This window comes from Polynucleobacter sp. MWH-UH25E, assembly GCF_018687095.1.
In the GTDB taxonomy this organism is placed as follows: Bacteria; Pseudomonadota; Gammaproteobacteria; order Burkholderiales; family Burkholderiaceae; genus Polynucleobacter.
Genome location: NZ_CP061286.1, coordinates 695372 through 716575, shown reverse-complemented (window position 1 = coordinate 716575; position 21204 = coordinate 695372). Strand labels below are relative to the sequence as shown.

Below are 21204 nucleotides of genomic sequence, written 5' to 3'. Positions count from 1 at the left end.
GTCTATTCTAATCAAGCCCTGCACGCTCTTGCATTTGCCACATCTCCGCATACTTTCCTTTGGCTGCTAGTAGCTCAAGATGTGTGCCGCGCTCAACGACCTGCCCATGATCCATTACTAAAATTTGATCAGCATGGATGATGGTAGATAAACGATGGGCGATGATGAGTGTTGTTCGATTTTTTGCCAAATTGAACAACTCTTCCTGAAATGCACGCTCTGTTTTGGAGTCCAAGGCTGATGTAGCTTCATCAAAAATCAGCATTGCTGGTTTTTTCAATAGCGTTCTCGCAATAGCAACGCGTTGCTTCTCTCCGCCCGATAACTTTAAGCCTCGTTCACCCACCTGAGTTTGATAAGCATCTGGCAAGTGCTTAATAAAGCCATCAATTTGAGCTGCTCTAGCAGCCTCTTGGACCTCTTCAAAACTCGCAGAGGGATCTCCATAAGCAATGTTGTAACCAATCGTGTCATTAAATAAGACAGTGTCTTGTGGAACGATGCCGATGGCTTTGCGCAAACTCAATTGCGTCACATCTTGAATGTTTTGACCATCAATGATGATCTTTCCTGACTGGGCATCATAGAAGCGGAATAGCAATCTCGCCAAAGTACTCTTGCCAGCGCCACTCTGACCTACAACTGCGGTTGTCGTACCCGCTGGAATATTAAAACTGACATCGCGGAGAATTTCTCTCTTACTCTCATAATGAAACGACACATTTTCAAAACGCACATCAGGACCCTGATTAGGGTTATCAATGTGTAAAGGATGCGCATTTGGAGAATCTGCAATTTCTTTTTCTGTATTGAGTAAAGAAAACATGCGATCCATATCAGTTAATGATTGCTTGATCTCGCGATAAATAACTCCCAGAAAATTTAAAGGGATATATAACTGAATCATCAAGGTATTCACTAGCACTAGATCACCCAGTGTCATCGTGTCATTAACTACCCCAAGCGTAGCGCGCCACAAAATCAACATCAAACCAATCGCAATAATGATCTGTTGACCTAAATTGAGGAAAGCTAAGGTTTTCTGGGATTTGATGGCTGCCGATTGATAGCGTAAAAGATTGTCATCGTATCTGGCAGTCTCAAAAGCTTCGTTACCAAAATATTTAACGGTCTCGAAGTTCAATAAGGAGTCAATTGCTTTTTGATTGGCTTTCGAATCCATCTCATTCATAGCGCGACGGTAGTGCGTTCGCCACTCAGTCACCACAATCGTAAATGCTATGTACAAAACTAGCGCCACGAGAGTAATTGCTGCAAACCAGATGTCATATGAGTATGCGAAGTAGCCAAGCACCAAGCAGAACTCAATTAAGGTCGGCAAAATGCTGTAGAGCGAATATGAAATGAGTGACTGGATTCCGCGGGTACCGCGCTCAATATCGCGACTCACGCCACCCGTTTGACGAGCTAAATGAAAGCTAAGGGCAAGTGAATGTAAATGCTCAAAAACTTGAAGCGCTACCTTACGGACTGCATTTTGAGTAACTCGAGCAAATAAGGCTTCACGCAACTCTGCAAATAATGAAGCTGAGATTCTCAATAAACCATAGGCAACAATGATGCCAACTGGCACTACTAAGATTGCTTGAGGTGAGTTTGCCTTGATATCCAAAGAGTCGATTAACTCTTTCATCAAAATAGGAATGCCTAAATTGGCGAACTTCGCAGCAACCAAACAAGTCAGCGCCAGAATTACCCTAAAGCGATACTCCAGTAAATAAGGAAGGAGGTCGCGAATAACGCGCCAATCACCACGTTGAGGCGTATTTGACTCGCCGCTAGACCGATGGTGACCCGATGAATGTCTCATCGTTGTATCTTATTCGCTTCTGCTTTAGTTTGCCGAGAACAGTCTCATGATGGCTTCGCCATTACTGCGAGAAAAACACTTCTTAGCTGCCTCTTCAAACGGCAACCATTCGTAGGCAACATGCTCTCGTGGCGCCAACTGAATTTGAATTCCATCAGGCACTTTAAGTGAAAACCAATGTTCGATATTGCGGGTAACGCCAGGGGCATAGCGAAAGCGCCACTCGGGATAGATCTCATACTCAATATGGTGATGCATATCACGCAGAGATCCAGCCGGTAATTGGTCAACAGCGATACCCGTCTCTTCAAATACCTCTCGGCTTGCCGCCAAGGCTAAATCTTCGTTTGGCGCATCTATGCTACCAGTGACAGACTGCCAGAAACCGTGGCGATCAGCACGCTCTATCAATAAAACATCCCTATTCGATTTATAGATAACAACTAAAACCGAAATAGGGATTTTCAAGATAGATGCTGCTGATTAATCTAAGCAGTTTTATGCGGCTGGTGCTGCCTGACGCAAACGAATGTGCAACTCACGTAACTGACGCTCATCTACAGGACTTGGCGCCTGAGTTAATAAGCATTGTGCGCGTTGTGTTTTAGGGAAAGCGATCACATCGCGAATTGATTCAGCACCAGTCATCATCGTAACAATACGGTCCAAACCAAATGCAATACCACCGTGCGGAGGAGCACCATACTGCAAAGCATCCAATAAGAAACCAAACTTCGCTTGCGCTTCTTCAGCACCAATCTTCAGTGCTCGGAATACTTGGCTTTGAACTGCTTCTTGGTGAATACGCACAGAGCCGCCACCAATTTCGCTACCATTTAAAACCATGTCATACGCTTTAGCTAAGCACTTACCAGGATCCGTCTCTAGATACTGCATATGTTCGTCTTTAGGGCTAGTGAATGGATGGTGACAAGCAACCCAGCGCGCTTCGCCTTCGTCATAGTCGAACATAGGGAAGTCAACAACCCATAGTGGCTTCCAACCCTCTGTAAAGAGGCCATGCTCTTTACCCCAAGCAGAATGACCAATACGTAGACGTAAATTACCGATGGCATCATTTACGATTTTTTCTTTATCGGCACCAAAGAAAATAATGTCGCCATCTTTTGCGCCAGTACGCTTCAAAATGCCTTCAATTGCTGCGTCATGCAAATTCTTGACGATTGGTGATTGCAAACCATTACGACCTTCCGCAACTGAATTCACCTTAATCCACGCCAAACCTTTGGCGCCATAGATGCTTACAAACTGTGTGTAGTCATCAATTTCACTACGGCTAATTTCAGCGCCGCCGGGTACGCATAAACCTACTACGCGCCCACCAACCTGATTTGCAGCGCCTGAGAACACCTTGAAATCAACATCTTTCATCAAATCCGTTAACTCGGTGAACTCAAAGTTCACACGAAGATCAGGCTTATCGGAACCAAAACGCGCCATGCCCTCTGAATACGGCATTGTTGGAAATGGGTTTGGTAACTCTACATTCAAGGTCTTCTTGAAAATATGACGAATCATGTTTTCAAATAAATCCCGAATTTCTAATTCGCTTAAGAAAGCGGTTTCACAGTCAATCTGAGTAAATTCAGGCTGACGATCTGCGCGCAAATCTTCATCGCGGAAACACTTGGTGATTTGGTAGTAGCGATCAAAACCGGCCACCATCAATAATTGCTTAAACAATTGAGGTGATTGTGGCAGCGCAAAGAACTGACCATCATGTACACGTGATGGTACTAAATAGTCACGCGCACCTTCTGGCGTACTTTTAGTCAACATCGGAGTTTCAATATCGATAAAGCCCGCGTCATCTAAATAACGACGGCACTCCATTGCAACGTTGTAACGTAAACGCAAATTCTTCTGCATTTGTGGACGACGCAAGTCCAACACGCGATGTGTCAAACGTGTGGTCTCAGATAAGTTCTCATCATCAATCTGAAATGGTGGTGTTACTGAAGCGTTCAAAATCACTAAGCTATGGCAGAGCACTTCAACCTTACCTGTTGCTAGGTCATTATTTTCTGTACCAGCAGGGCGTGCGCGCACAAGACCTTTGATTTGAATGCAGTACTCGTTACGCACCTGCTCTGCAAGCGCAAACATTTCTGGACGATCAGGATCGCAAACTACTTGCACAAATCCTTCACGGTCACGCAAGTCAATAAAGATTACGCCTCCATGATCACGACGGCGATTGACCCAGCCTGAGAGTGTGACCTCTTGACCAATCAGCGCATCTGTTACCTGGCCGCAATTATGGCTACGCATTGACATAACAATTTCCTATAAATCAAAAATGGTGTGGCAACTCTTGAGAAGTTAATCCACTGGAATTATTTGGGGGAACGGAACCCATTGAAACAATATGCTTCAATGCTTCCTCTACACTCATCTCTAGTTCGATCGTTTGCGCACGTGGCACGATCATGAAAAAACCAGAAGTCGGGTTTGGCGTGGTTGGTAAAAATACATTGACGTATCCATCACCCAATTTACCAGCAACTTCTTTAGCAGGAGTTCCTGTTTGAAAGGCAATCGCCCAAGAGTCAGCATGTGGGTAGCGAATTAATAAAGCCTTACTAAAAGCCTGGCCACTACCAGAAAATAAAGTTGAAGACACCTGCTGTACGCTGGAATAAATTGAACGCACAACCGGAATGCGATTAACAAACTTATCCCAAACCTTAATCCACCACTGGCCCGCAAAACTAATCGCGAGTACACCAGTCAAAACAATCACTGCAACCACAATCAAAATGCCGACACCAGGTAACTCTCTGAAATGCTGTAGATCTGCAGCGAACTGATGCGGGAAAATGGCAATAATGGCCTGCATTACCGAGCCAAAAACGCCATCAAGCAAACCTAAGCCCCAAGTAATCACCCAAATGGTGACCGCCATGGGAGCCCATACAAGAATGCCAGCGATAAAGTATTTTTTCATGGTGTTTGCCTAACCCGCTATTTTAGCGGGTTAGAGACCAATCAGCGAGAGGCTAGTAAATGCCTAGGGTAATGATCAATATTCCGGCCAAAAACCCGCCGGCAAAGAGTAAGAACCCTGCTAGCAAGCGATGGGTACGCCTTTCTTGGAGCAAAAGCGCCTTTAAAACCTCTAATTCAGCATTTTGGTCTTTTACAGGGCGTCGGCTTTGAGCCAAGCTATCGGCAATTAAACGGGGCAAAGTTGGCAAAATTTTGGCCCAAGTGGGCGCCTCTTCTTTTAAGCCATCAATTAACCCACGCCAACCCAATTGCTTGCTGACCCATTTTTCAAGGATAGGCTTGGCAGTTTTCCAAAGATCCAGATCGGGATCCAATTGGCGGGCAAGGCCCTCGACATTCAGCAAGGTCTTCTGTAGCAAAGTTAATTGCGGCTGAATTTCCACCTTAAAACGACGTGATGTCTGGAACAAGCGCATCAACACAATACCCAAAGAAATTTCTTTTAGAGGTCTATCAAAGTATGGTTCACATACTGAGCGGACTGCGCCCTCTAGTTCTTCAACGCGCGTATTCGCAGGCACCCAGCCTGACTCAATATGCAACTCAGCAACTCTGCGGTAATCGCGATTAAAGAATGCCAAGAAATTCAACGCTAAATAATTCTTATCTGACTCGCTAAGCGCACCAACTATTCCAAAATCCAAAGAGATAAATCGACCAAAGGTCTCTGGCTCTAGACTGATCATGATATTTCCCGGATGCATATCTGCATGGAAAAAACCATATTCAAATACTTGTGTAAAAAAGATTTCTACGCCATCTGCTGCCAATTTCTTGAAGTCAACACCAGCCCCACGTAATTCAGCAGTTCGCCCAATCGAAATGCCATCCATCTTTTCCATCACGATGACATTGGTATGACATAAATCCCAGTACATCTCTGGAATCATCAGCTTCGTAGAATCAGCAAAATATCGGCGTAGCTGGCTAGCATTGGCTGCCTCGCGCATGAGATCAAGCTCATCATGCAAATACGTATCGAACTCAGCCACATTCTCACGAGGCTTTAAACGACGACCATCCTCAGAGCTCTTTTCAATAATTTTTGCCAAGTCGTACATCAAGGCAAGATCGCCTTCAATCACTGGCAATATGCCAGGGCGCAACACTTTTACAGCAACAGGTAGACCCTGCCACTCAGGATGTTTTTCAGTTCCTCGCAAAACACCCAGATAAACTTGAGCAACAGAGGCGCTAGCTACTGGGCTGGCATCAAAACTAAGAAATGTTTCATCAATTGATTGCCCTAATGCTGCTTCTATTAAATGCCTAGATTCTGCATTTGAAAATGGGGGCACTTGATCTTGCAGTTTTGCCAACTCATTAGCAATATCTTCTGGCAATAGATCTCGACGTGTAGATAGTACTTGTCCAAACTTTACAAAGATTGGACCAAGCGCCTCAAGCGTTAAGCGAATACGCTCACCCCTTGGCAGACTAGTTCCTGGTGAGGTCCAGCAAACTACAGTCAAACAGCCACGTCCAAGACCTGGCTTTAAAACATCGCGTAGTAATGGCAATAAACCATAACGCCAGGCAGTAAAGAAAATGAATGAGAGACGGGCAATTCGGCGCACGATTTATTTACCCTTTTGCCCTAGATGCTGAATACGCTTTTCCAAACGATCAACGGATTCGCGTATATCACTTAACTCGGATTTATGAGCCATAAAGTCACGCATATTCAAAAGTACTCTTCTCTCTTCACTGACATATTCCACTAGATTGTCCAGCAAATCGCTAGCCGCCGACCTAGTAGCTGAAATGAACCTCTTTCCCTTTTGAACCGCGAAATGAGCGGGAGCATCACCAAGGAGGCGAGCCAAATCCTCTTCATACTCCCAGCGCAGCTGTCCAGCCAATCGACCGATCAACTGGGCCAAATCTGCATCGCCAGTAATTTTTACCGCTTTGAATGCCTGTTCTTTTAAATTTCCAGCACTAGAAAGTAAATCACTCAATGCGCTAGCAGTTACCTCCAAGGCTAAGCTTGGGTTCTCAATTTCTTTCAAAGCCTCTAGACGACCAGCATTGTCAATGCAAAAGCCAAGTTGGCCAAAAGGCAATTGCAGCAAAATTGTTTTCCCTGCATGCTTTGATAATTCTGCGCAAGCCCAGGGTTCACTTTCTAAAACATGGTTGATACCACGGCAAGCTGCTGTAGCGGCAATCGTATGTGTAGAAGAAGTTGGCGTATTCATTAGTGTAAAAAACCCGCACTAGTGCGGGTTTTCCGTCGGAAAGAACCTTAAGCTTAAACCAACTGAGAGATACCCGCTAGTACCCAGCCACCAGGACCCTCTAATGGCTTACTTAAGTTCCAAATTTCCGAGAAGTCATTAGCCGGAGCTCCTGGCTGTTCGCTAATGACCCCACTAAACTGAACGCTACAGAAATAATGTGCTTCGTTGGTTTCAATCCCCAGCAAACGTGCATTAATCGTAATGACATCAGTCTGATTTGTAGAGTCCACACGTCCCGCAAGATCCTGCGAAATTCTCGCGAACATGTCTGGAGTAGTGAACTCTTGTAAAGATTGCAAATCCCCTTGATCCCAAGCTTTTTGCAAAGCCACAAAAAATTGTTTGGAGTTTTCTAAGAAAGTGCGCTCATCAAATCCGGGAGGCAAGGTTGATTGGAATGTCTCTGGATCGGCACCAACATCCGCAAATGCGTTTGCTGCTGGAATAAATGCAGGCTCTTGTCTTGGAGACTGCCTAAGATTTGCGCGCTGCACTCCTGACGGCGACATTACTGGCAACAATCTACGTATCAAGAACATGATTACAAAGCCAGCCAACATCGCAATTAATAAACCGGTAACCAACGAAGATGCTGCCTCACCCAAACCAAAATGCGATAGCAAATAACCAATCCCAAGACCTGCGGCTAAGCCACCCAAAATTCCACCCATACCGCCAAAACGACTTGGTGCAGGTGCTTGTGGAACAGCGGCTGGAGCTGGCGTAGTTGGTTGAGCCTGTTGAGAAGGCTTCTGTGCGGGAGTGGCTTGTTTTTGAATCGGTGCACTAGGAGCGCGACCAAAACTTTTTCCTCCACCCAGTCGAGCTGCTTCGACATGTCCAACGCTTGCGACAATCAAAGCGATGCTCACTAATGTAGCTCTAAAAAAATGTTGATTCATTTTGACTACCCCTCTTAATCATCCATTGGCATTTTTCTTACTGAAAATACACAACTATCAGTATTTAATACCAATATGTAAGGCGACGATACCCCCAGTCATTCTATGGGTTTCTACCTCATCAAAACCGACATCCAACATCATTTGCTTAAGCGTATCCGCATCCGGATGCATGCGAATCGATTCAGCCAAATAGCGATAGCTTTCTGAATCTTGTGCAATTTTTTCGCCCAACCAAGGCAAGACCTTGAATGAGTAAGCGTCATACACAGGCTGTAAAAACGCATCTGGCTTGGAAAATTCCAATACCAAAACACGTCCGCCTGGTTTAATCACTCGGCACATCTCACCAAGAGCAACTTCCTTATGGGTCATATTGCGCAAACCAAATGCCACAGTCACTACGTCAAAGTGATTATTCGGAAAAGGGATTTTCTCCGCATCAAATTGCACGCAAGGTATAGCAATTCCACGATCCAATAAACGATCACGACCAACGCCAAGCATTGATGCGTTGATATCACTTAACCAAACTTGAGCATCGGAATTGCGGCCCCATTGCGTTGCCTTAGCAAAGGCAGCAGCAAGATCGCCCGTACCACCAGCGATATCCAATATCTTTTGACCAGGGCGCACGTTAGCGCGTGCTATCGTAATTTTTTTCCAAACCCGATGCAAACCGAATGACATCAAGTCATTCATGACATCGTATTTATTAGCAACCGAGTGAAAAACCTCTGCTACCTTGCCAGCTTTTTCTGCCTCATCAACGCTTTGGTAACCAAAGTGGGTTTTACTCATTAGTGATTTCCACAAGAATGGCCATGTGAATGACCTGTTGTCGCCATTGGGGCATCGCGATCAAGCCCAGCAGCAGCTAATTTATCTAAATGCTCTTTCCATATTTGATCTTGGTTTTCGCATAAGAAACGCAGATACTCCCAAGAGTACAAACCAGAATCATGCCCATCAGAAAAGGTTGGCTTTAAGGCATAGTGGCCAACAGGCTCAAGACTGGAAATCACAACATCACGCTTGCCGGTCTGTAAAGTTTCTTGGCCAGGGCCATGGCCTTGTACTTCAGCCGATGGAGAAACTACTCTCAATAATTCAAATGGCAAGCGATAAGTTTGACCGTCCTCATAGGCAAGCTCCAACACCTTGGATTGTTGATGCACCACCACATTACTTGGAATCATTAAACCAATACCCTTTCAATACCACCTTGGTTGGCTTTAGCGACATAATCTTGCATCCAATTGTCGCCAAGTAATTTTTGTGCCATCTCCACCACAATGTAATCCGCAGTAGTATCGCTATCAGCATTAAATCGAGATAGGCCTTGCAAACAAGATGGGCAGCTTGTCAGTACCTTTACATCGCCCGTGAAATTACCTTTGCGCAAATCATTTGCGCCCTTTTCCATTTCTATTTGCTTACGGAAACGAACTTGAGTAGAAATATCTGGGCGAGTGACCGCCAAAGTTCCAGATTCACCACAGCAACGATCGTTCTTTGCAATCGCTTTACCGTCTTCTAATTGAATCAATTCGTTAACCGTCTTCAAAGGATCTTGTAACTTCATAGGGGAATGACAAGGATCGTGATACATATACTTCACACCAGTCACACCCGACAGCTTCACACCCTTCTCCATCAGATACTCATGGATATCAATAATGCGGCAGCCCGGGAAGATCTGTTCAAACTGATAACCAGCTAACTGGTCATAACAAGTTCCACAAGAAACTACGACTGTTTTGATATCGAGGTAGTTCAGGGTATTGGCAACGCGATGAAACAGCACGCGATTATCAGTAATCATCTTCTCGGCTTTATCAAAATCGCCATTGCCACGTTGTGGGTAACCACAGCAGAGATAGCCTGGAGGCAATACGGTTTGCACGCCGACGTTCCAAAGCATGGCTTGGGTTGCTAAGCCAACCTGAGAAAACAGACGTTCAGATCCGCAGCCAGGGAAATAGAACACAGCCTCACTATCTGCAGAAGTGATCTTCGGATCCCGAATGATGGGCACATAGTTCGCATCTTCGATATCCAACAAAGCACGCGCAGTCTTCTTAGGCAAATTACCCGGCATCTTTTTATTTACAAAAAAGATGACTTGCTCTTTCACGCTTGGTTTACCAACAGTAGCTGGTGGATGCGCTGTTTGCCGTTTAGCGAACTTGCGCAATACATCATTACCAAAGCGCTGTAATTTGTAACCCCAGCCAATCATGGTCTTGCGAGCAAGGTGAATGGTGTCAGGGCTCGTTGCATTCAAGAAGAACATCGATGCCGCTGTACCAGGATTGAAACGCTGTTGCCCCATTTTGCGCAATAAGTTACGCATATTCATGGTGACATCACCGAAGTCAATTTTGACAGGACAAGGCGTCAAGCACTTATGGCACACGGTACAGTGCGCAGCAACATCATCAAACATTTCCCAATGTCGAATCGAAACGCCGCGACGCGTTTGTTCTTCGTACAGGAAAGCTTCAATTAATAATGAGGTAGCCAAAATTTTGTCGCGGGGACTATAGAGCAAGTTAGCGCGTGGCACATGCGTTGAGCAAACTGGTTTGCACTTTCCACAGCGCAAGCAATCTTTCACGCTATCAGCAATTGCGCCAATATCACTCTGCTGCATGATGATGGACTCATGCCCCATCAAACCAAAGCTAGGGGTATAGGCCATGCTCAAGTCAGCATGTGGCATAAGTTTGCCTTTATTAAAGCGTCCCTCTGGATCCACACGGTTCTTGTAGCTACGGAAGTCTTTCAGTTCCGCTTCAGTTAGATACTCTAGTTTGGTAATACCAATTCCATGCTCACCAGAAATCACGCCATCTAAAGAACGCGCTAACTTCATGATGCGATCTACAGCACGATGCGCATCTTGCAACATCTCGTAGTCATCTGAGTTCACCGGAATATTGGTATGCACATTGCCATCGCCGGCATGCATATGTAAGGCAACAAATACTCTTTTGCGCAAAATATTTTTATGAATGGCTTCTAGCTCATTCAAAATCGGCTCAAAGGCTAAGCCGCCAAAGATGATGCGTAACTCCGAACGCACTTCTTCTTTCCATGAGGCGCGCAGACTGTAGTTTTGCAATTGCGGGAAATAAGCATCCATTTGCGCAAGCCACTCAGACCAACGCATCCGCACTTTTGCAATTAACTCTAAAGCTTGCTGAACACGGTCACCTAGGATCTCAGCCGTAGGGATCTCGTAATCCTCTTCATTCTTGCCTAATGGCAACGCACTCTTTTTTAGGAAGGCTTCGAGACCATCCAAAACCTGAAGCTTATTCTTCAGCGAGAGTTCGATATTGATTCGATCAATGCCATCCGTGTACTCGCCCATTCGAGGAAGTGGGATCACCACATCTTCATTGATTTTGAATGCATTGGTATGACGAGCAATCGCCGCTGTTCGTGCGCGATCCAACCAAAACTTCTTGCGAGCCTCTGCGCTAACTGCGACAAAACCTTCGCCAACTCGCAGGTTAGCCATGCGGACCACTTCACTAGTTGCGGCAGCTACCGCTTCTTCGTCATCACCCGCGATATCACCGATCAATACCATCTTTGGCAAGCTATTGCGCTTGGATTTTGTTGAATATCCAACTGCACGCAAGTAACGGTCATCTAAATGCTCTAGACCAGCCAAAATTGGACCGCCTTGCTTGCTTAATGTCTCTAAGTAAGCCTTAATCTCAACGATGCTTGGAATTGCTTCACGGGCTTGACCGAAAAACTCTAAGCAGACAGTGCGCATGTATTTAGGCATGCGATGCAATACCCAGGTTGCGCTTGTAATCAAACCATCGCAACCCTCTTTTTGGACGCCAGGTAAGCCAGCTAAGAACTTATCAGTAACGTCTTTACCGAGGCCTTCTTTACGGAAACGCTTCCCTTCTACCTCTAATATTTCTGTCTTCAAAATATGTTGGCCAGGCTCACTATTGCCATCAGACCAAGTCAGTTGAAAGCGAACTTTCTCAACATCATGAATCTTGCCAAGGTTGTGTTCAAGGCGCTCTACATCAAGCCAATTGCCTTGGGGGTCTACCATGCGCCAGCTAGCTAAGTTATCAAGAGCAGTACCCCAGAGAACAGCTTTTTTACCGCCCGCATTCATGGCGATATTGCCACCGATACAACTTGCATCCGCTGAGGTTGGGTCGACTGCAAACACAAGACCCGCATGCTCAGCGGCATCAGATACGCGACGCGTTACAACGCCAGCGCCCGTGAAAATAGTTGAAACTTCGTGCTCAACACCTGGCAAGCGTTTACTTTTTACGCCATCAATCTGCTGCAGCTTCTCCGTATTGATCACTGCGGACATGGCATACAAGGGAATCGCGCCACCCGTATAGCCAGTGCCTCCTCCGCGCGGAATAATCGTTAAACCCAACTCCACACAGGCTTTTACTAAGCCAGGAATTTCGGATTCGTAATCAGGCTTAAGGACTACCAGAGGAAACTCAACGCGCCAGTCTGTCGCATCGGTTACGTGCGCGGCGCGAGATACGCCGTCAAAACAAATATTGTCACTAGCGGTGTGACGGCCTAATTCTTTTCGGGCACGCTTACGAATTTGCTCGACTTCTTTAAAACCATTTTCAAAGTTTTCAATGGCGCGATAAGCGGCATTCAGCAAAACTTCTACTTGCTCAGCAGAGTCACCATTGTTACGCTTCTTGACCTCTCCCAAGCGATGCCACAAGGCGTCAATTAATTGCTGACGGCGATTGGGGTTATCAAGCAAGTCATCCTGCAAGAAGGGGTTGCGTTGCACTACCCAAATATCACCAAGAATTTCAAACAACATGCGGGCTGAACGGCCAGTTCTGCGAACTCCACGCAAATCATTTAAGACGCGCCATGACTCCTCACCTAATAGGCGAATCACAATCTCACGATCAGAAAAGGAGGTGTAGTTGTAGGGGATTTCGCGAAGTCGGGGAGATCCCGCCTCAAAATCCTGCAACTGGTTTAAAGCCAATGGTGCGTTCATATCGACATATTTGATAAATATGCATTTTAATTGAGCTACCCAGATACTGTCAGGAATCCTAGAAAGTTGCTCAAAAGCTTATAAACCCTTGCAAAACTAAGGGCTTAGAGCCCATCCGTGGTACGCTCATCAGATGGCAACAAATTATTTAAAGAAAATTTTATCGGCTCGCGTCTATGACGTAGCAAGAGAAACTGAGCTTCAGGTCGCTCCAGAATTAAGCAAACGTTTGAGCAACCAAGTTTTGCTAAAAAGAGAGGATAACCAGCCGGTTTTCTCATTTAAGCTTCGGGGCGCCTATAACAAAATGGCACATTTGTCGCCAGAGGCCCTAAAACGCGGGGTTATTGCTGCGTCAGCAGGCAATCACGCTCAAGGGGTGGCTTTGGCAGCCTCAAAAATGAAATGCAAGGCTGTCATCGTGATGCCGGTTACTACGCCAAGCGTCAAAATCGATGCCGTCAAAGCTAGGGGTGGATCTTGGGTAGAAATCATCCTGCATGGCGAATCCTATAGTGATGCCTTTAAACACTCTGAATTGGTAGCGAAAAAACGTGGGCTAACCTTTGTTCATCCTTTTGATGATCCAGATGTTATTGCTGGTCAAGGCACTATCGCTCAAGAAATTTTTTCTCAATACACAGATCCTATTGATGCTGTATTTGTCGCGATCGGTGGCGGTGGATTAATTGCTGGCATTGGCGAATACGTCAAAGCCGTTAGCCCAAAAACAAAAGTAATCGGCGTTCAAGCATCCGACTCAGATGCAATGAATCAATCGCTCAAAGCTAATAAACGCATTGAGATGAAAGATGTTGGATTGTTTTCAGATGGCACAGCAGTCAAATTGGTTGGTAAAGAAACTTTCCGTATTTGCAAAAAAGTAGTCGATGAAATCGTCACTGTTGATACAGATGAAATCTGCGCAGCGATCAATGACGTCTTTACCGATACCCGCAGCATCCTTGAGCCTGCAGGCGCCTTAGCGATTGCCGGCATGAAAAAGTATGTCGAGAAAAAACGGGTTAAGAAAAAAACGCTAGTAGCGGTAGCCTGTGGCGCTAATATGAACTTCAGTCGCCTCCGCTTTGTTGCAGAGCGCGCCGATGTGGGCGAATTCCGTGAAGCAGTATTTGCAGTCACCATTCCTGAAGAGCGTGGCTCATTTAAACGCTTCTGCGAACTACTTGGTAAGCGCAATGTGACTGAGTTTAACTATCGTATTGGCGATCAAAAAGAAGCGCATATTTTTGTAGGCATCAGCACTCAAAAAGCAGGCGACAGCGATGCAATCGCAAAGCATTTCCGTAAAGCGAAATTCGCGACCATTGATCTCACTCATGACGAATTGGCAAAGTCTCATTTACGCCATATGGTGGGTGGTCATTCAGCACTTGCTAAAGATGAGTTGCTTTATCGCTTTGAATTCCCTGAGCGCCCAGGCGCACTCATGAAATTCTTAACTAGCATGGCGCCAAACTGGAACATTAGCCTGTTCCACTACCGCAATCACGGCGCAGACTATGGGCGCATATTAGTGGGCATTCAAGTGCCAAAAAATGAGCAGAAGAAATTCCAGAAATTCTTAGCAACTCTAGGCTATCCACACTGGGATGAAAGCAATAATCCTGCTTATCGCTTATTCTTGAAATAACCATGTCGTACACGCTCACCGGAAAACTTGTTGTCGCGATTTCATCGCGCGCCTTGTTTGATTTCGAAGAAGAAAATCGCATCTTCGAATCCACCGATGACAGCGCCTACATGAAGCTTCAGCTTGAGCGCCTAGCTACAGCAGCGCAAACTGGGGTTGCCTTTCCGCTTGTCAAAAAACTCCTCGCTTTTAATGAAACGGGGGAACAACGCGTTGAGGTAGTAATCCTCTCCCGCAATGACCCAGTCAGTGGCTTGCGGGTTTTCCGCTCCGCTGAGCATCATGGTCTTCATCTTGAGCGTGGTGTATTTACAAGAGGGCGCCCGCCATACCATTACCTACGCTCTTTGCATGCAAACCTCTTCTTGTCAGCGAATGAAGATGATGTGAGAGCGACTATCGATGCTGGATTCCCAGCGGCACGTGTGTTCCCAGAATCAAGCAAGATTGCCGAGTCGCATCCTAATGAAATTCGGATTGCATTCGACGGAGATGCAGTACTGTTTTCAGATGAAGCGGAGCAAGTTTTCCAGAAGAAGGGTCTTGAAGCCTTTGTCGATCACGAAAGCAAAAAGGTGGATATTCCTTTGCCACCTGGCCCTTTCAAGCCTTTGCTAGAAGCATTACACAGACTGCAACGATCGACTAGTGAAAATGGCATGCGCATTCGCACCGCCTTGGTAACTGCTCGTTCAGCACCCGCGCATGAGCGCGCCATCCGCACGCTAATGGCATGGGGCATTGACGTGGATGAAGCTATGTTTCTGGGTGGTTTATCTAAGAGTGAATTTCTTCGAGAATTTGAGCCAGACTTTTTCTTTGATGATCAAACGGGTCATTGCCAATCCGCGGCGTCTGTTGCCCCGACAGGCCACGTAGTATCAGGTGTGTCTAATCAGCCAAAAAACCAAAAGTAACTATGGCAACACTCTCACTTGGACAAACAACCCAATATCCAGATCAATATGATCCAAGCTTACTATTTCCGATACCTAGAGCCGAGAATCGCGCCAAGCTTGGATTAAAAGAAGGTCAAGCACTACCATTCGTTGGCGTTGATATTTGGAATGCTTTTGAACTCAGCTGGCTTAATAAAAAAGGGAAGCCTCAAATCGCCCTCGCTGAATTTCAGATTCCAGCCGACTCCCCCAATATGATTGAGTCAAAGTCTTTCAAGCTTTATCTCAACAGCCTAAACAATGCGCGCTTTGAAGATGAAAGCGAAATTCGTGAATTACTTATTAAAGATCTGTCCGCTGTTGCGGGGAGCAAGATCACAACACGCATTCAAGCCACTGAAACCCTAGCTAAAAAAGGTATGCAAGAAATGGGTGGCGTTCTGTTGGACAGGCTGGATATTGAAGTAGATCCAACCATGCCAGCAGACCCAAGCTTATTGAGTGTCAACGAGTCTTTTGGCCCCATCGAGCAATGCCTGGTTTCTCATTTGCTGAAATCGAACTGCCCTGTTACCGGTCAGCCAGATTGGGCTAGCGTCCAAATTCGATATCAAGGACGCCCCATTCTTGAAGAAGGATTGTTGCGTTACCTGATTGGCTTTAGACAATTAGGTGAATTTCATGAGCACTGCGTAGAAACAATCTTTACTGATATCAAGCGGCATTGCAAACCAGAAAAATTATCCGTGTACGCACGCTATACACGTCGCGGTGGTTTAGATATCAATCCATTTAGAACCGATCACAACTCGCCTTGGCCAGACAACATTCGTCATACTCGGCAATAAATAAAAAGCCCCTCAGAACTTCTAGAGGGGCTTTTCTTATTAGCCACCAATCACTTGATGACTGATTGGTTACCACTTAAAACGGAATATCGTCGTCCATCGCGCCTAATGAGGCAGCATTAGAGGCCGCTGGGGCTGGCTGCTCAGCAGACTTAGAGCGGCTATAGCTCTCACCGCTATCGCCACCGCCAACTGGCTTACCACCAAGCATTTGCATGGTTTCAGCAACGATTTCTGTTGAATATTTTTCTTGACCACTCGCATCAGTCCATTTACGAGTACGTAAACGACCTTCTACGTACACTTGCGAACCTTTTTTAAGATATTGACCTGCGATCTCTGCAAGCTTTCCAAAGAATGCAACACGATGCCATTCCGTGGTTTCTTTCATTTCACCTGTTTGCTTATCTTTGTAGCGATCTGATGTTGCTACTGAAATATTGGTAACTGCGTCGCCGCTTGGCATATAACGCGTTTCTGGATCGCGTCCAACGTTACCTACGATGATGACCTTATTTACCGAAGCCATGTTGTCTCCCGAAGAAAATACTACTGTTATTGCTACTTAAAAAATTTGCCTTAATAAAAATCGATAAAGCTACGGCTGTGTCCTTGTTGCGAATTACTTTGAATTTTTTGATTTCAGTGGCATTTCGCCCATCGACCAAGCAATTATAAGCCAGCATACTAGGAGTGCAGCACCCATCACAAAGACCGATAAATCACCATGGCTATCCATTAAATAACCCCCTACAGCAGCCCCAGAAAACAAACCAATAGACTGGGTGGTGTTGTAAACACCTAGCGCAGTACCTTTAGATTCTTTAGCGAAACGCGATACCAATGAAGGCTGCAAAGCTTCTAATAAATTAAATCCTACAAAGTAGATTAAGAGCGCAATAGCAATCGAGATTACTGAGGATGTATTGGTGAATAAAAATTCAGCGGTCAATAACAACACGATTGCCAATAACATAATGGTGCGCAATTTTTGTTTCTTCTCACCAAAAATTAAAATGGGTGCCATGAAGAAGAATGACAACAACACTACAGGCAAATAAATTTCCCAATGCGATGCCAGAGGTAACCCTGCTTGCACCAATAAACGAGGTACAACTAAAAACATCGCTACCTGTGTCGCATGCAGAACAAAGACGCCCAAATTGAGGCGCATTAGCTCAGGACGCAAAAAGACCTCTCTTAATGAGGCTTGCTGAACATTCACTTCGGGCTTGTTACTAGGCAATACAAAGTGCGTCACTAGCATTGCAGCAACACCCAAGATTGCCAAGACAATAAAAATTCCACTCAGACTAATGAGGCGATATATCGGAGCAGCAATCACCAAAGACAGAGCAAAAGAGAGGGCGATACTTCCTCCAACCAAAGCCATTGCTCGGGTGCGCACTTGTTCACGTGTAAGATCAGCAACCCATGCAGAAATGGCGGCCGATACCGCACCTGCTCCCATAACTCCGCGACCGATTGCAATCCAAAGCAAATCATCTTGGGCAGCACAAATTAATGCCCCAGCCACAAACAAGGAAAGACCCCAAAGCACTACTGGCTTTCGTCCAATGCGGTCAGAAAGACGACCCAAGGGGATGTAAAAGCAGGCCTGAACGATATTGAAAATACCTAGGGTTAAGCCAACCCAAAGGGCGTGCTCACCACCCGGCAAACCCCGTGCGTGAATGCTAAAGACCGGCAATAGCAAGAAAAGGCCCAGCATTCGCAAGCCAAATATGCCTGCTAAAGCGAGAGTGGAGCGAAGTTCAGAAGGATTCATGGGAAAGAGCTATATTAACAAGTTACGCTAAAAAATCATGAATAACGAAATCAAGATCCGCGGTGCCCGCACCCACAACCTCAAAAATATCAATCTGGACATTCCTAGAGAGAAACTGGTCGTCTTAACAGGCCTATCCGGTTCCGGGAAAAGTTCACTTGCTTTTGACACACTCTACGCAGAGGGTCAAAGACGTTATGTAGAGTCATTATCAGCCTATGCTCGTCAATTTTTGCAATTAATGGAAAAACCCGATGTAGATACGATCGAAGGTTTATCTCCAGCAATCTCAATTGAGCAAAAAGCGACTAGTCATAATCCACGCTCTACCGTTGGCACCGTAACGGAAATTCATGATTACCTGCGTCTCTTATTTGCTCGCGCAGGAACACCGCATTGCCCAGAACACGATCTTCCACTGGAAGCGCAAAGCGTTTCTCAAATGGTAGATACGGTATTAGCAATGCCAGAAGATACCAAGCTCATGATTCTTGCTCCTGTTGTTAGTGAGCGTAAAGGTGAGTTTGTTGATTTTTTCCAAGATCTCCAAGCGCAAGGCTTTGTGCGCTTTCGGGTGCGCTCTGGCGGAGGCACTGCAAATGCCGCTAAAGCAGAAATCTTTGAAGTAGATCAATTACCAACGCTCAAGAAAAACGATAAACACTCTATTGAGGTTGTAGTAGACCGCATTAAAGTTCGACCTGATATTCAGCAACGCCTTGCTGAATCATTTGAGACTGCTCTGCGCTTAGCGGACGGCAAAGCCATGATTGTCGATATGGACACTGGCAAGGAGATGATTTTCTCCAGCAAATTTGCCTGTCCAGTTTGTTCATATTCTTTACAAGAACTCGAGCCACGTCTTTTTTCTTTCAACAACCCGATGGGTGCCTGCCCCTCATGCGACGGACTTGGACATCAATCTTTCTTTGATCCAAAACGTATCGTTGCGCATCCTGATTTATCGCTAGCTTCTGGCGCCATTAAAGGCTGGGATCGACGTAATCAGTTTTATTTCAAGTTACTGCAAACCCTTGCAAAACATGGTGGCTTTGATGTTGAAAAGCCTTTTGAGTCTCTATCTAAGAAACAGCAAGATCTGATCTTATTGGGATCTGGTGATGTCACCATACCATTCGAGTACATCAACGAGCGTGGAAAAAATACCATCCGTGAGCACGCGTTTGAAGGCATCGTTGCCAACTTTGAACGTCGCTATCGCGAAACAGATTCTGTCACCGTGCGTGAAGAGCTCGCTCGTTACCAAAATATTCAAACCTGTCCTGAATGTAGTGGCAGTCGTTTACGCAAAGAAGCGCGTTTCGTTCGAGTCGGCGAGAAAAAACAATCACGTGCTATTTATGAAATCAGCGCACTCCCATTAAAAGATGCGAAAGAATATTTTGAGACTCTTGAGCTTAAGGGCGCTAAAAAGGAAATTGCTGACAAGATTGTTAAAGAAATCAGTGCTCGTCTGCGCTTCTTAAACGATGTGGGCCTGGACTATCTTTCACTTGAACGCAGCGCAGACACGCTCTCAGGCGGCGAAGCCCAGCGTATTCGTCTTGCAAGCCAAATTGGCTCTGGATTAACAGGTGTGATGTATGTATTAGACGAGCCCTCAATTGGATTGCACCAGCGCGATAACGATCGGCTAATTGGCACACTCAAGCATTTGCGTGACTTGGGCAATAGTGTTTTAGTTGTAGAACATGATGAAGACATGATTCGCGCATCAGATTGGGTAATCGATATTGGTCCCGGTGCCGGCGTTCATGGCGGCGAAATTGTTTCGCAAGGCACACCTGCGGAAGTTGAAGCAGATGCTAAATCTCTAACTGGTGCCTACCTTGCTGGACGTGAAGCAATTGAAGTTCCAGAAAAACGCATTCCTGTAAATGATCGTTTCTTAGAAATCATTGGTGCGCGCGGAAATAATTTGCAATCCGTGCATGCGAAGATTCCCGTAGGACTACTAACTTGCGTGACTGGCGTCTCAGGTTCGGGTAAATCAACCTTGATCAATGACACCCTTCATCATGCTGTTGCACAGCATTTATATGGCTCAAATGCTGAGCCAGCTGCGCACGATGCCATCAAGGGCTTAGAACACTTTGACAAAGTCATTAGCGTAGATCAGTCTCCGATTGGCCGTACGCCGCGCTCCAACCCCGCCACCTATACTGGTCTTTTCACACCCATTCGCGAACTGTTTGCAGGAGTTCCTGCTGCACGTGAACGTGGTTACGAAGCTGGCCGCTTCTCCTTTAACGTCAAAGGTGGACGTTGTGACGCCTGTGAAGGCGATGGCGTACTCAAAGTAGAAATGCATTTCTTGCCGGATGTGTATGTACCGTGCGATGTATGCCACGGCAAGCGCTATAACCGTGAAACACTAGACATTCGCTACAAAGGAAAAAATATTCACGAAGTACTTTCAATGACGATTGAGCAAGCTCATGAATTCTTTGAAGCAGTACCTGTGGTTAAACGCAAACTCAAAACACTTTTGGACGTTGGTTTGGGTTACGTGCAACTTGGCCAAAGCGCAACGACTCTATCAGGTGGTGAAGCGCAACGCGTAAAGCTTTCGCTAGAACTTTCCAAACGCGATACTGGAAGAACGCTCTATATCCTGGATGAGCCCACTACAGGCTTACATTTCCACGATATTCAACTACTATTAACCGTCATCCAAACACTCAAGAAACAAGGCAATACGATCGTCATCATTGAACACAATCTTGATGTCATTAAGACTGCTGATTGGATTATTGATTTAGGCCCTAAAGGCGGTGCTGGTGGTGGACAGATTATTGCGACCGGCACGCCTGAAGAAGTTGCCAAGAATGAAGTGAGTTTTACCGGGCATTATCTGGCACCTCTCTTAACTCGGAAAATAAGCACAAGTACAAGCGCCGCCAAAAAGAAAAAGTAGATAGCGAATTAGCTATCTACTTAATAGGTAGG

The 21204-nt window shown here is 45.7% G+C and carries 16 protein-coding genes; 4 read left to right on the top strand and 12 right to left on the bottom strand.

Going from position 1 to position 21204, the window contains the following annotated elements; all coding sequences use genetic code 11:
• Positions 1 to 7: 7 nt before the first annotated feature.
• Genes ICV39_RS03870 through ICV39_RS03825 form a run of 10 tightly spaced genes read right to left on the bottom strand, consistent with a single transcriptional unit; the run spans position 8 to position 13044 of the window.
• Positions 8 to 1831, bottom strand: a complete 1824-nt coding sequence (locus ICV39_RS03870) for an ABC transporter ATP-binding protein/permease (RefSeq protein ID WP_215390562.1) — start codon at positions 1829 to 1831, stop codon at positions 8 to 10.
• Between the two features lie 24 nt (positions 1832 to 1855).
• Positions 1856 to 2299, bottom strand: a complete 444-nt coding sequence (gene nudB / locus ICV39_RS03865) for a dihydroneopterin triphosphate diphosphatase (protein ID WP_215390561.1) — start codon at positions 2297 to 2299, stop codon at positions 1856 to 1858.
• A gap of 30 nt (positions 2300 to 2329) precedes the next feature.
• Entirely contained in the window at positions 2330 to 4129 is a 1800-nt protein-coding gene (gene aspS, locus ICV39_RS03860) for an aspartate--tRNA ligase (RefSeq protein WP_215390560.1), read from the bottom strand.
• A 16-nt stretch (positions 4130 to 4145) separates the two neighbouring features.
• Positions 4146 to 4799 (bottom strand): DUF502 domain-containing protein, encoded by a 654-nt coding sequence (locus ICV39_RS03855; RefSeq protein ID WP_215390559.1) that lies wholly within the window; start codon positions 4797 to 4799, stop codon positions 4146 to 4148.
• A 52-nt stretch (positions 4800 to 4851) separates the two neighbouring features.
• Positions 4852 to 6438, bottom strand: coding sequence for a ubiquinone biosynthesis regulatory protein kinase UbiB (ubiB, locus tag ICV39_RS03850; RefSeq protein ID WP_251372729.1), 1587 nt, complete (start codon positions 6436 to 6438; stop codon positions 4852 to 4854).
• Positions 6439 to 6441: 3 nt separating this feature from the next.
• Positions 6442 to 7062 (bottom strand): SCP2 domain-containing protein, encoded by a 621-nt coding sequence (locus ICV39_RS03845; RefSeq protein ID WP_215390558.1) that lies wholly within the window; start codon positions 7060 to 7062, stop codon positions 6442 to 6444.
• Between the two features lie 53 nt (positions 7063 to 7115).
• The gene (locus ICV39_RS03840; protein ID WP_215390557.1) at positions 7116 to 8006 is read right to left on the bottom strand and encodes a Tim44 domain-containing protein; all 891 of its coding nucleotides are present in this window, start codon (positions 8004 to 8006) and stop codon (positions 7116 to 7118) included.
• Between the two features lie 57 nt (positions 8007 to 8063).
• Positions 8064 to 8807 (bottom strand): bifunctional demethylmenaquinone methyltransferase/2-methoxy-6-polyprenyl-1,4-benzoquinol methylase UbiE, encoded by a 744-nt coding sequence (gene ubiE, locus ICV39_RS03835; protein ID WP_215390556.1) that lies wholly within the window; start codon positions 8805 to 8807, stop codon positions 8064 to 8066.
• The gene (locus ICV39_RS03830; RefSeq protein WP_215390555.1) at positions 8807 to 9205 is read right to left on the bottom strand and encodes a gamma-butyrobetaine hydroxylase-like domain-containing protein; all 399 of its coding nucleotides are present in this window, start codon (positions 9203 to 9205) and stop codon (positions 8807 to 8809) included. The genes ubiE and ICV39_RS03830 overlap by 1 nt, the downstream gene beginning before the upstream one ends.
• Entirely contained in the window at positions 9205 to 13044 is a 3840-nt protein-coding gene (locus tag ICV39_RS03825; protein WP_215390554.1) for an FAD/FMN-binding oxidoreductase, read from the bottom strand. The genes ICV39_RS03830 and ICV39_RS03825 overlap by 1 nt, the downstream gene beginning before the upstream one ends.
• Before the next feature lie 133 nt (positions 13045 to 13177).
• Between ICV39_RS03825 and ilvA the strand changes: the two genes are divergently transcribed.
• The 3 genes from ilvA to queF are packed head-to-tail and all read left to right on the top strand — an operon-like array spanning position 13178 to position 16445.
• Positions 13178 to 14698 carry a threonine ammonia-lyase, biosynthetic gene (ilvA, locus tag ICV39_RS03820; protein WP_215390553.1) on the top strand — a complete coding sequence of 507 codons (1521 nt, stop codon included), beginning with the start codon at positions 13178 to 13180 and terminating at the stop codon, positions 14696 to 14698.
• Between the two features lie 2 nt (positions 14699 to 14700).
• Positions 14701 to 15615, top strand: a complete 915-nt coding sequence (locus tag ICV39_RS03815) for a 5'-nucleotidase (protein ID WP_215390552.1) — start codon at positions 14701 to 14703, stop codon at positions 15613 to 15615.
• A 2-nt stretch (positions 15616 to 15617) separates the two neighbouring features.
• Positions 15618 to 16445, top strand: coding sequence for an NADPH-dependent 7-cyano-7-deazaguanine reductase QueF (gene queF / locus ICV39_RS03810; protein WP_215390551.1), 828 nt, complete (start codon positions 15618 to 15620; stop codon positions 16443 to 16445).
• A 76-nt stretch (positions 16446 to 16521) separates the two neighbouring features.
• Here the strand turns inward: queF and ssb are convergent, their stop codons facing one another.
• A complete protein-coding gene (gene ssb / locus ICV39_RS03805) occupies positions 16522 to 16974 on the bottom strand; it encodes a single-stranded DNA-binding protein (RefSeq protein ID WP_173956481.1) in 453 nt (150 codons plus the stop codon).
• 93 nt (positions 16975 to 17067) lie between these two features.
• The gene (locus ICV39_RS03800; RefSeq protein ID WP_215390550.1) at positions 17068 to 18234 is read right to left on the bottom strand and encodes an MFS transporter; all 1167 of its coding nucleotides are present in this window, start codon (positions 18232 to 18234) and stop codon (positions 17068 to 17070) included.
• A gap of 37 nt (positions 18235 to 18271) precedes the next feature.
• Here ICV39_RS03800 and uvrA point away from each other — a divergent pair, with 37 nt between their 5' ends.
• Positions 18272 to 21172, top strand: coding sequence for an excinuclease ABC subunit UvrA (gene uvrA, locus ICV39_RS03795; protein ID WP_215390549.1), 2901 nt, complete (start codon positions 18272 to 18274; stop codon positions 21170 to 21172).
• Positions 21173 to 21204 lie beyond the last annotated feature (32 nt).

What these genes read in the sequence shown, in the direction of transcription:
- ICV39_RS03870 (WP_215390562.1), bottom strand. Translation starts at nt 1,831, where the DNA reads ATGAGACATTCATCGGGTCACCATCGGTCTAGCGGCGAGTCAAATACG.
- aspS (WP_215390560.1), bottom strand. Translation starts at nt 4,129, where the DNA reads ATGTCAATGCGTAGCCATAATTGCGGCCAGGTAACAGATGCGCTGATT.
- ICV39_RS03855 (WP_215390559.1), bottom strand. Translation starts at nt 4,799, where the DNA reads ATGAAAAAATACTTTATCGCTGGCATTCTTGTATGGGCTCCCATGGCG.
- ICV39_RS03845 (WP_215390558.1), bottom strand. Translation starts at nt 7,062, where the DNA reads ATGAATACGCCAACTTCTTCTACACATACGATTGCCGCTACAGCAGCT.
- ICV39_RS03840 (WP_215390557.1), bottom strand. Translation starts at nt 8,006, where the DNA reads ATGAATCAACATTTTTTTAGAGCTACATTAGTGAGCATCGCTTTGATT.
- ubiE (WP_215390556.1), bottom strand. Translation starts at nt 8,807, where the DNA reads ATGAGTAAAACCCACTTTGGTTACCAAAGCGTTGATGAGGCAGAAAAA.
- ICV39_RS03830 (WP_215390555.1), bottom strand. Translation starts at nt 9,205, where the DNA reads ATGATTCCAAGTAATGTGGTGGTGCATCAACAATCCAAGGTGTTGGAG.
- ICV39_RS03825 (WP_215390554.1), bottom strand. Translation starts at nt 13,044, where the DNA reads ATGAACGCACCATTGGCTTTAAACCAGTTGCAGGATTTTGAGGCGGGA.
- ilvA (WP_215390553.1), top strand. Translation starts at nt 13,178, where the DNA reads ATGGCAACAAATTATTTAAAGAAAATTTTATCGGCTCGCGTCTATGAC.
- ICV39_RS03815 (WP_215390552.1), top strand. Translation starts at nt 14,701, where the DNA reads ATGTCGTACACGCTCACCGGAAAACTTGTTGTCGCGATTTCATCGCGC.
- queF (WP_215390551.1), top strand. Translation starts at nt 15,618, where the DNA reads ATGGCAACACTCTCACTTGGACAAACAACCCAATATCCAGATCAATAT.
- ssb (WP_173956481.1), bottom strand. Translation starts at nt 16,974, where the DNA reads ATGGCTTCGGTAAATAAGGTCATCATCGTAGGTAACGTTGGACGCGAT.
- ICV39_RS03800 (WP_215390550.1), bottom strand. Translation starts at nt 18,234, where the DNA reads ATGAATCCTTCTGAACTTCGCTCCACTCTCGCTTTAGCAGGCATATTT.
- uvrA (WP_215390549.1), top strand. Translation starts at nt 18,272, where the DNA reads ATGAATAACGAAATCAAGATCCGCGGTGCCCGCACCCACAACCTCAAA.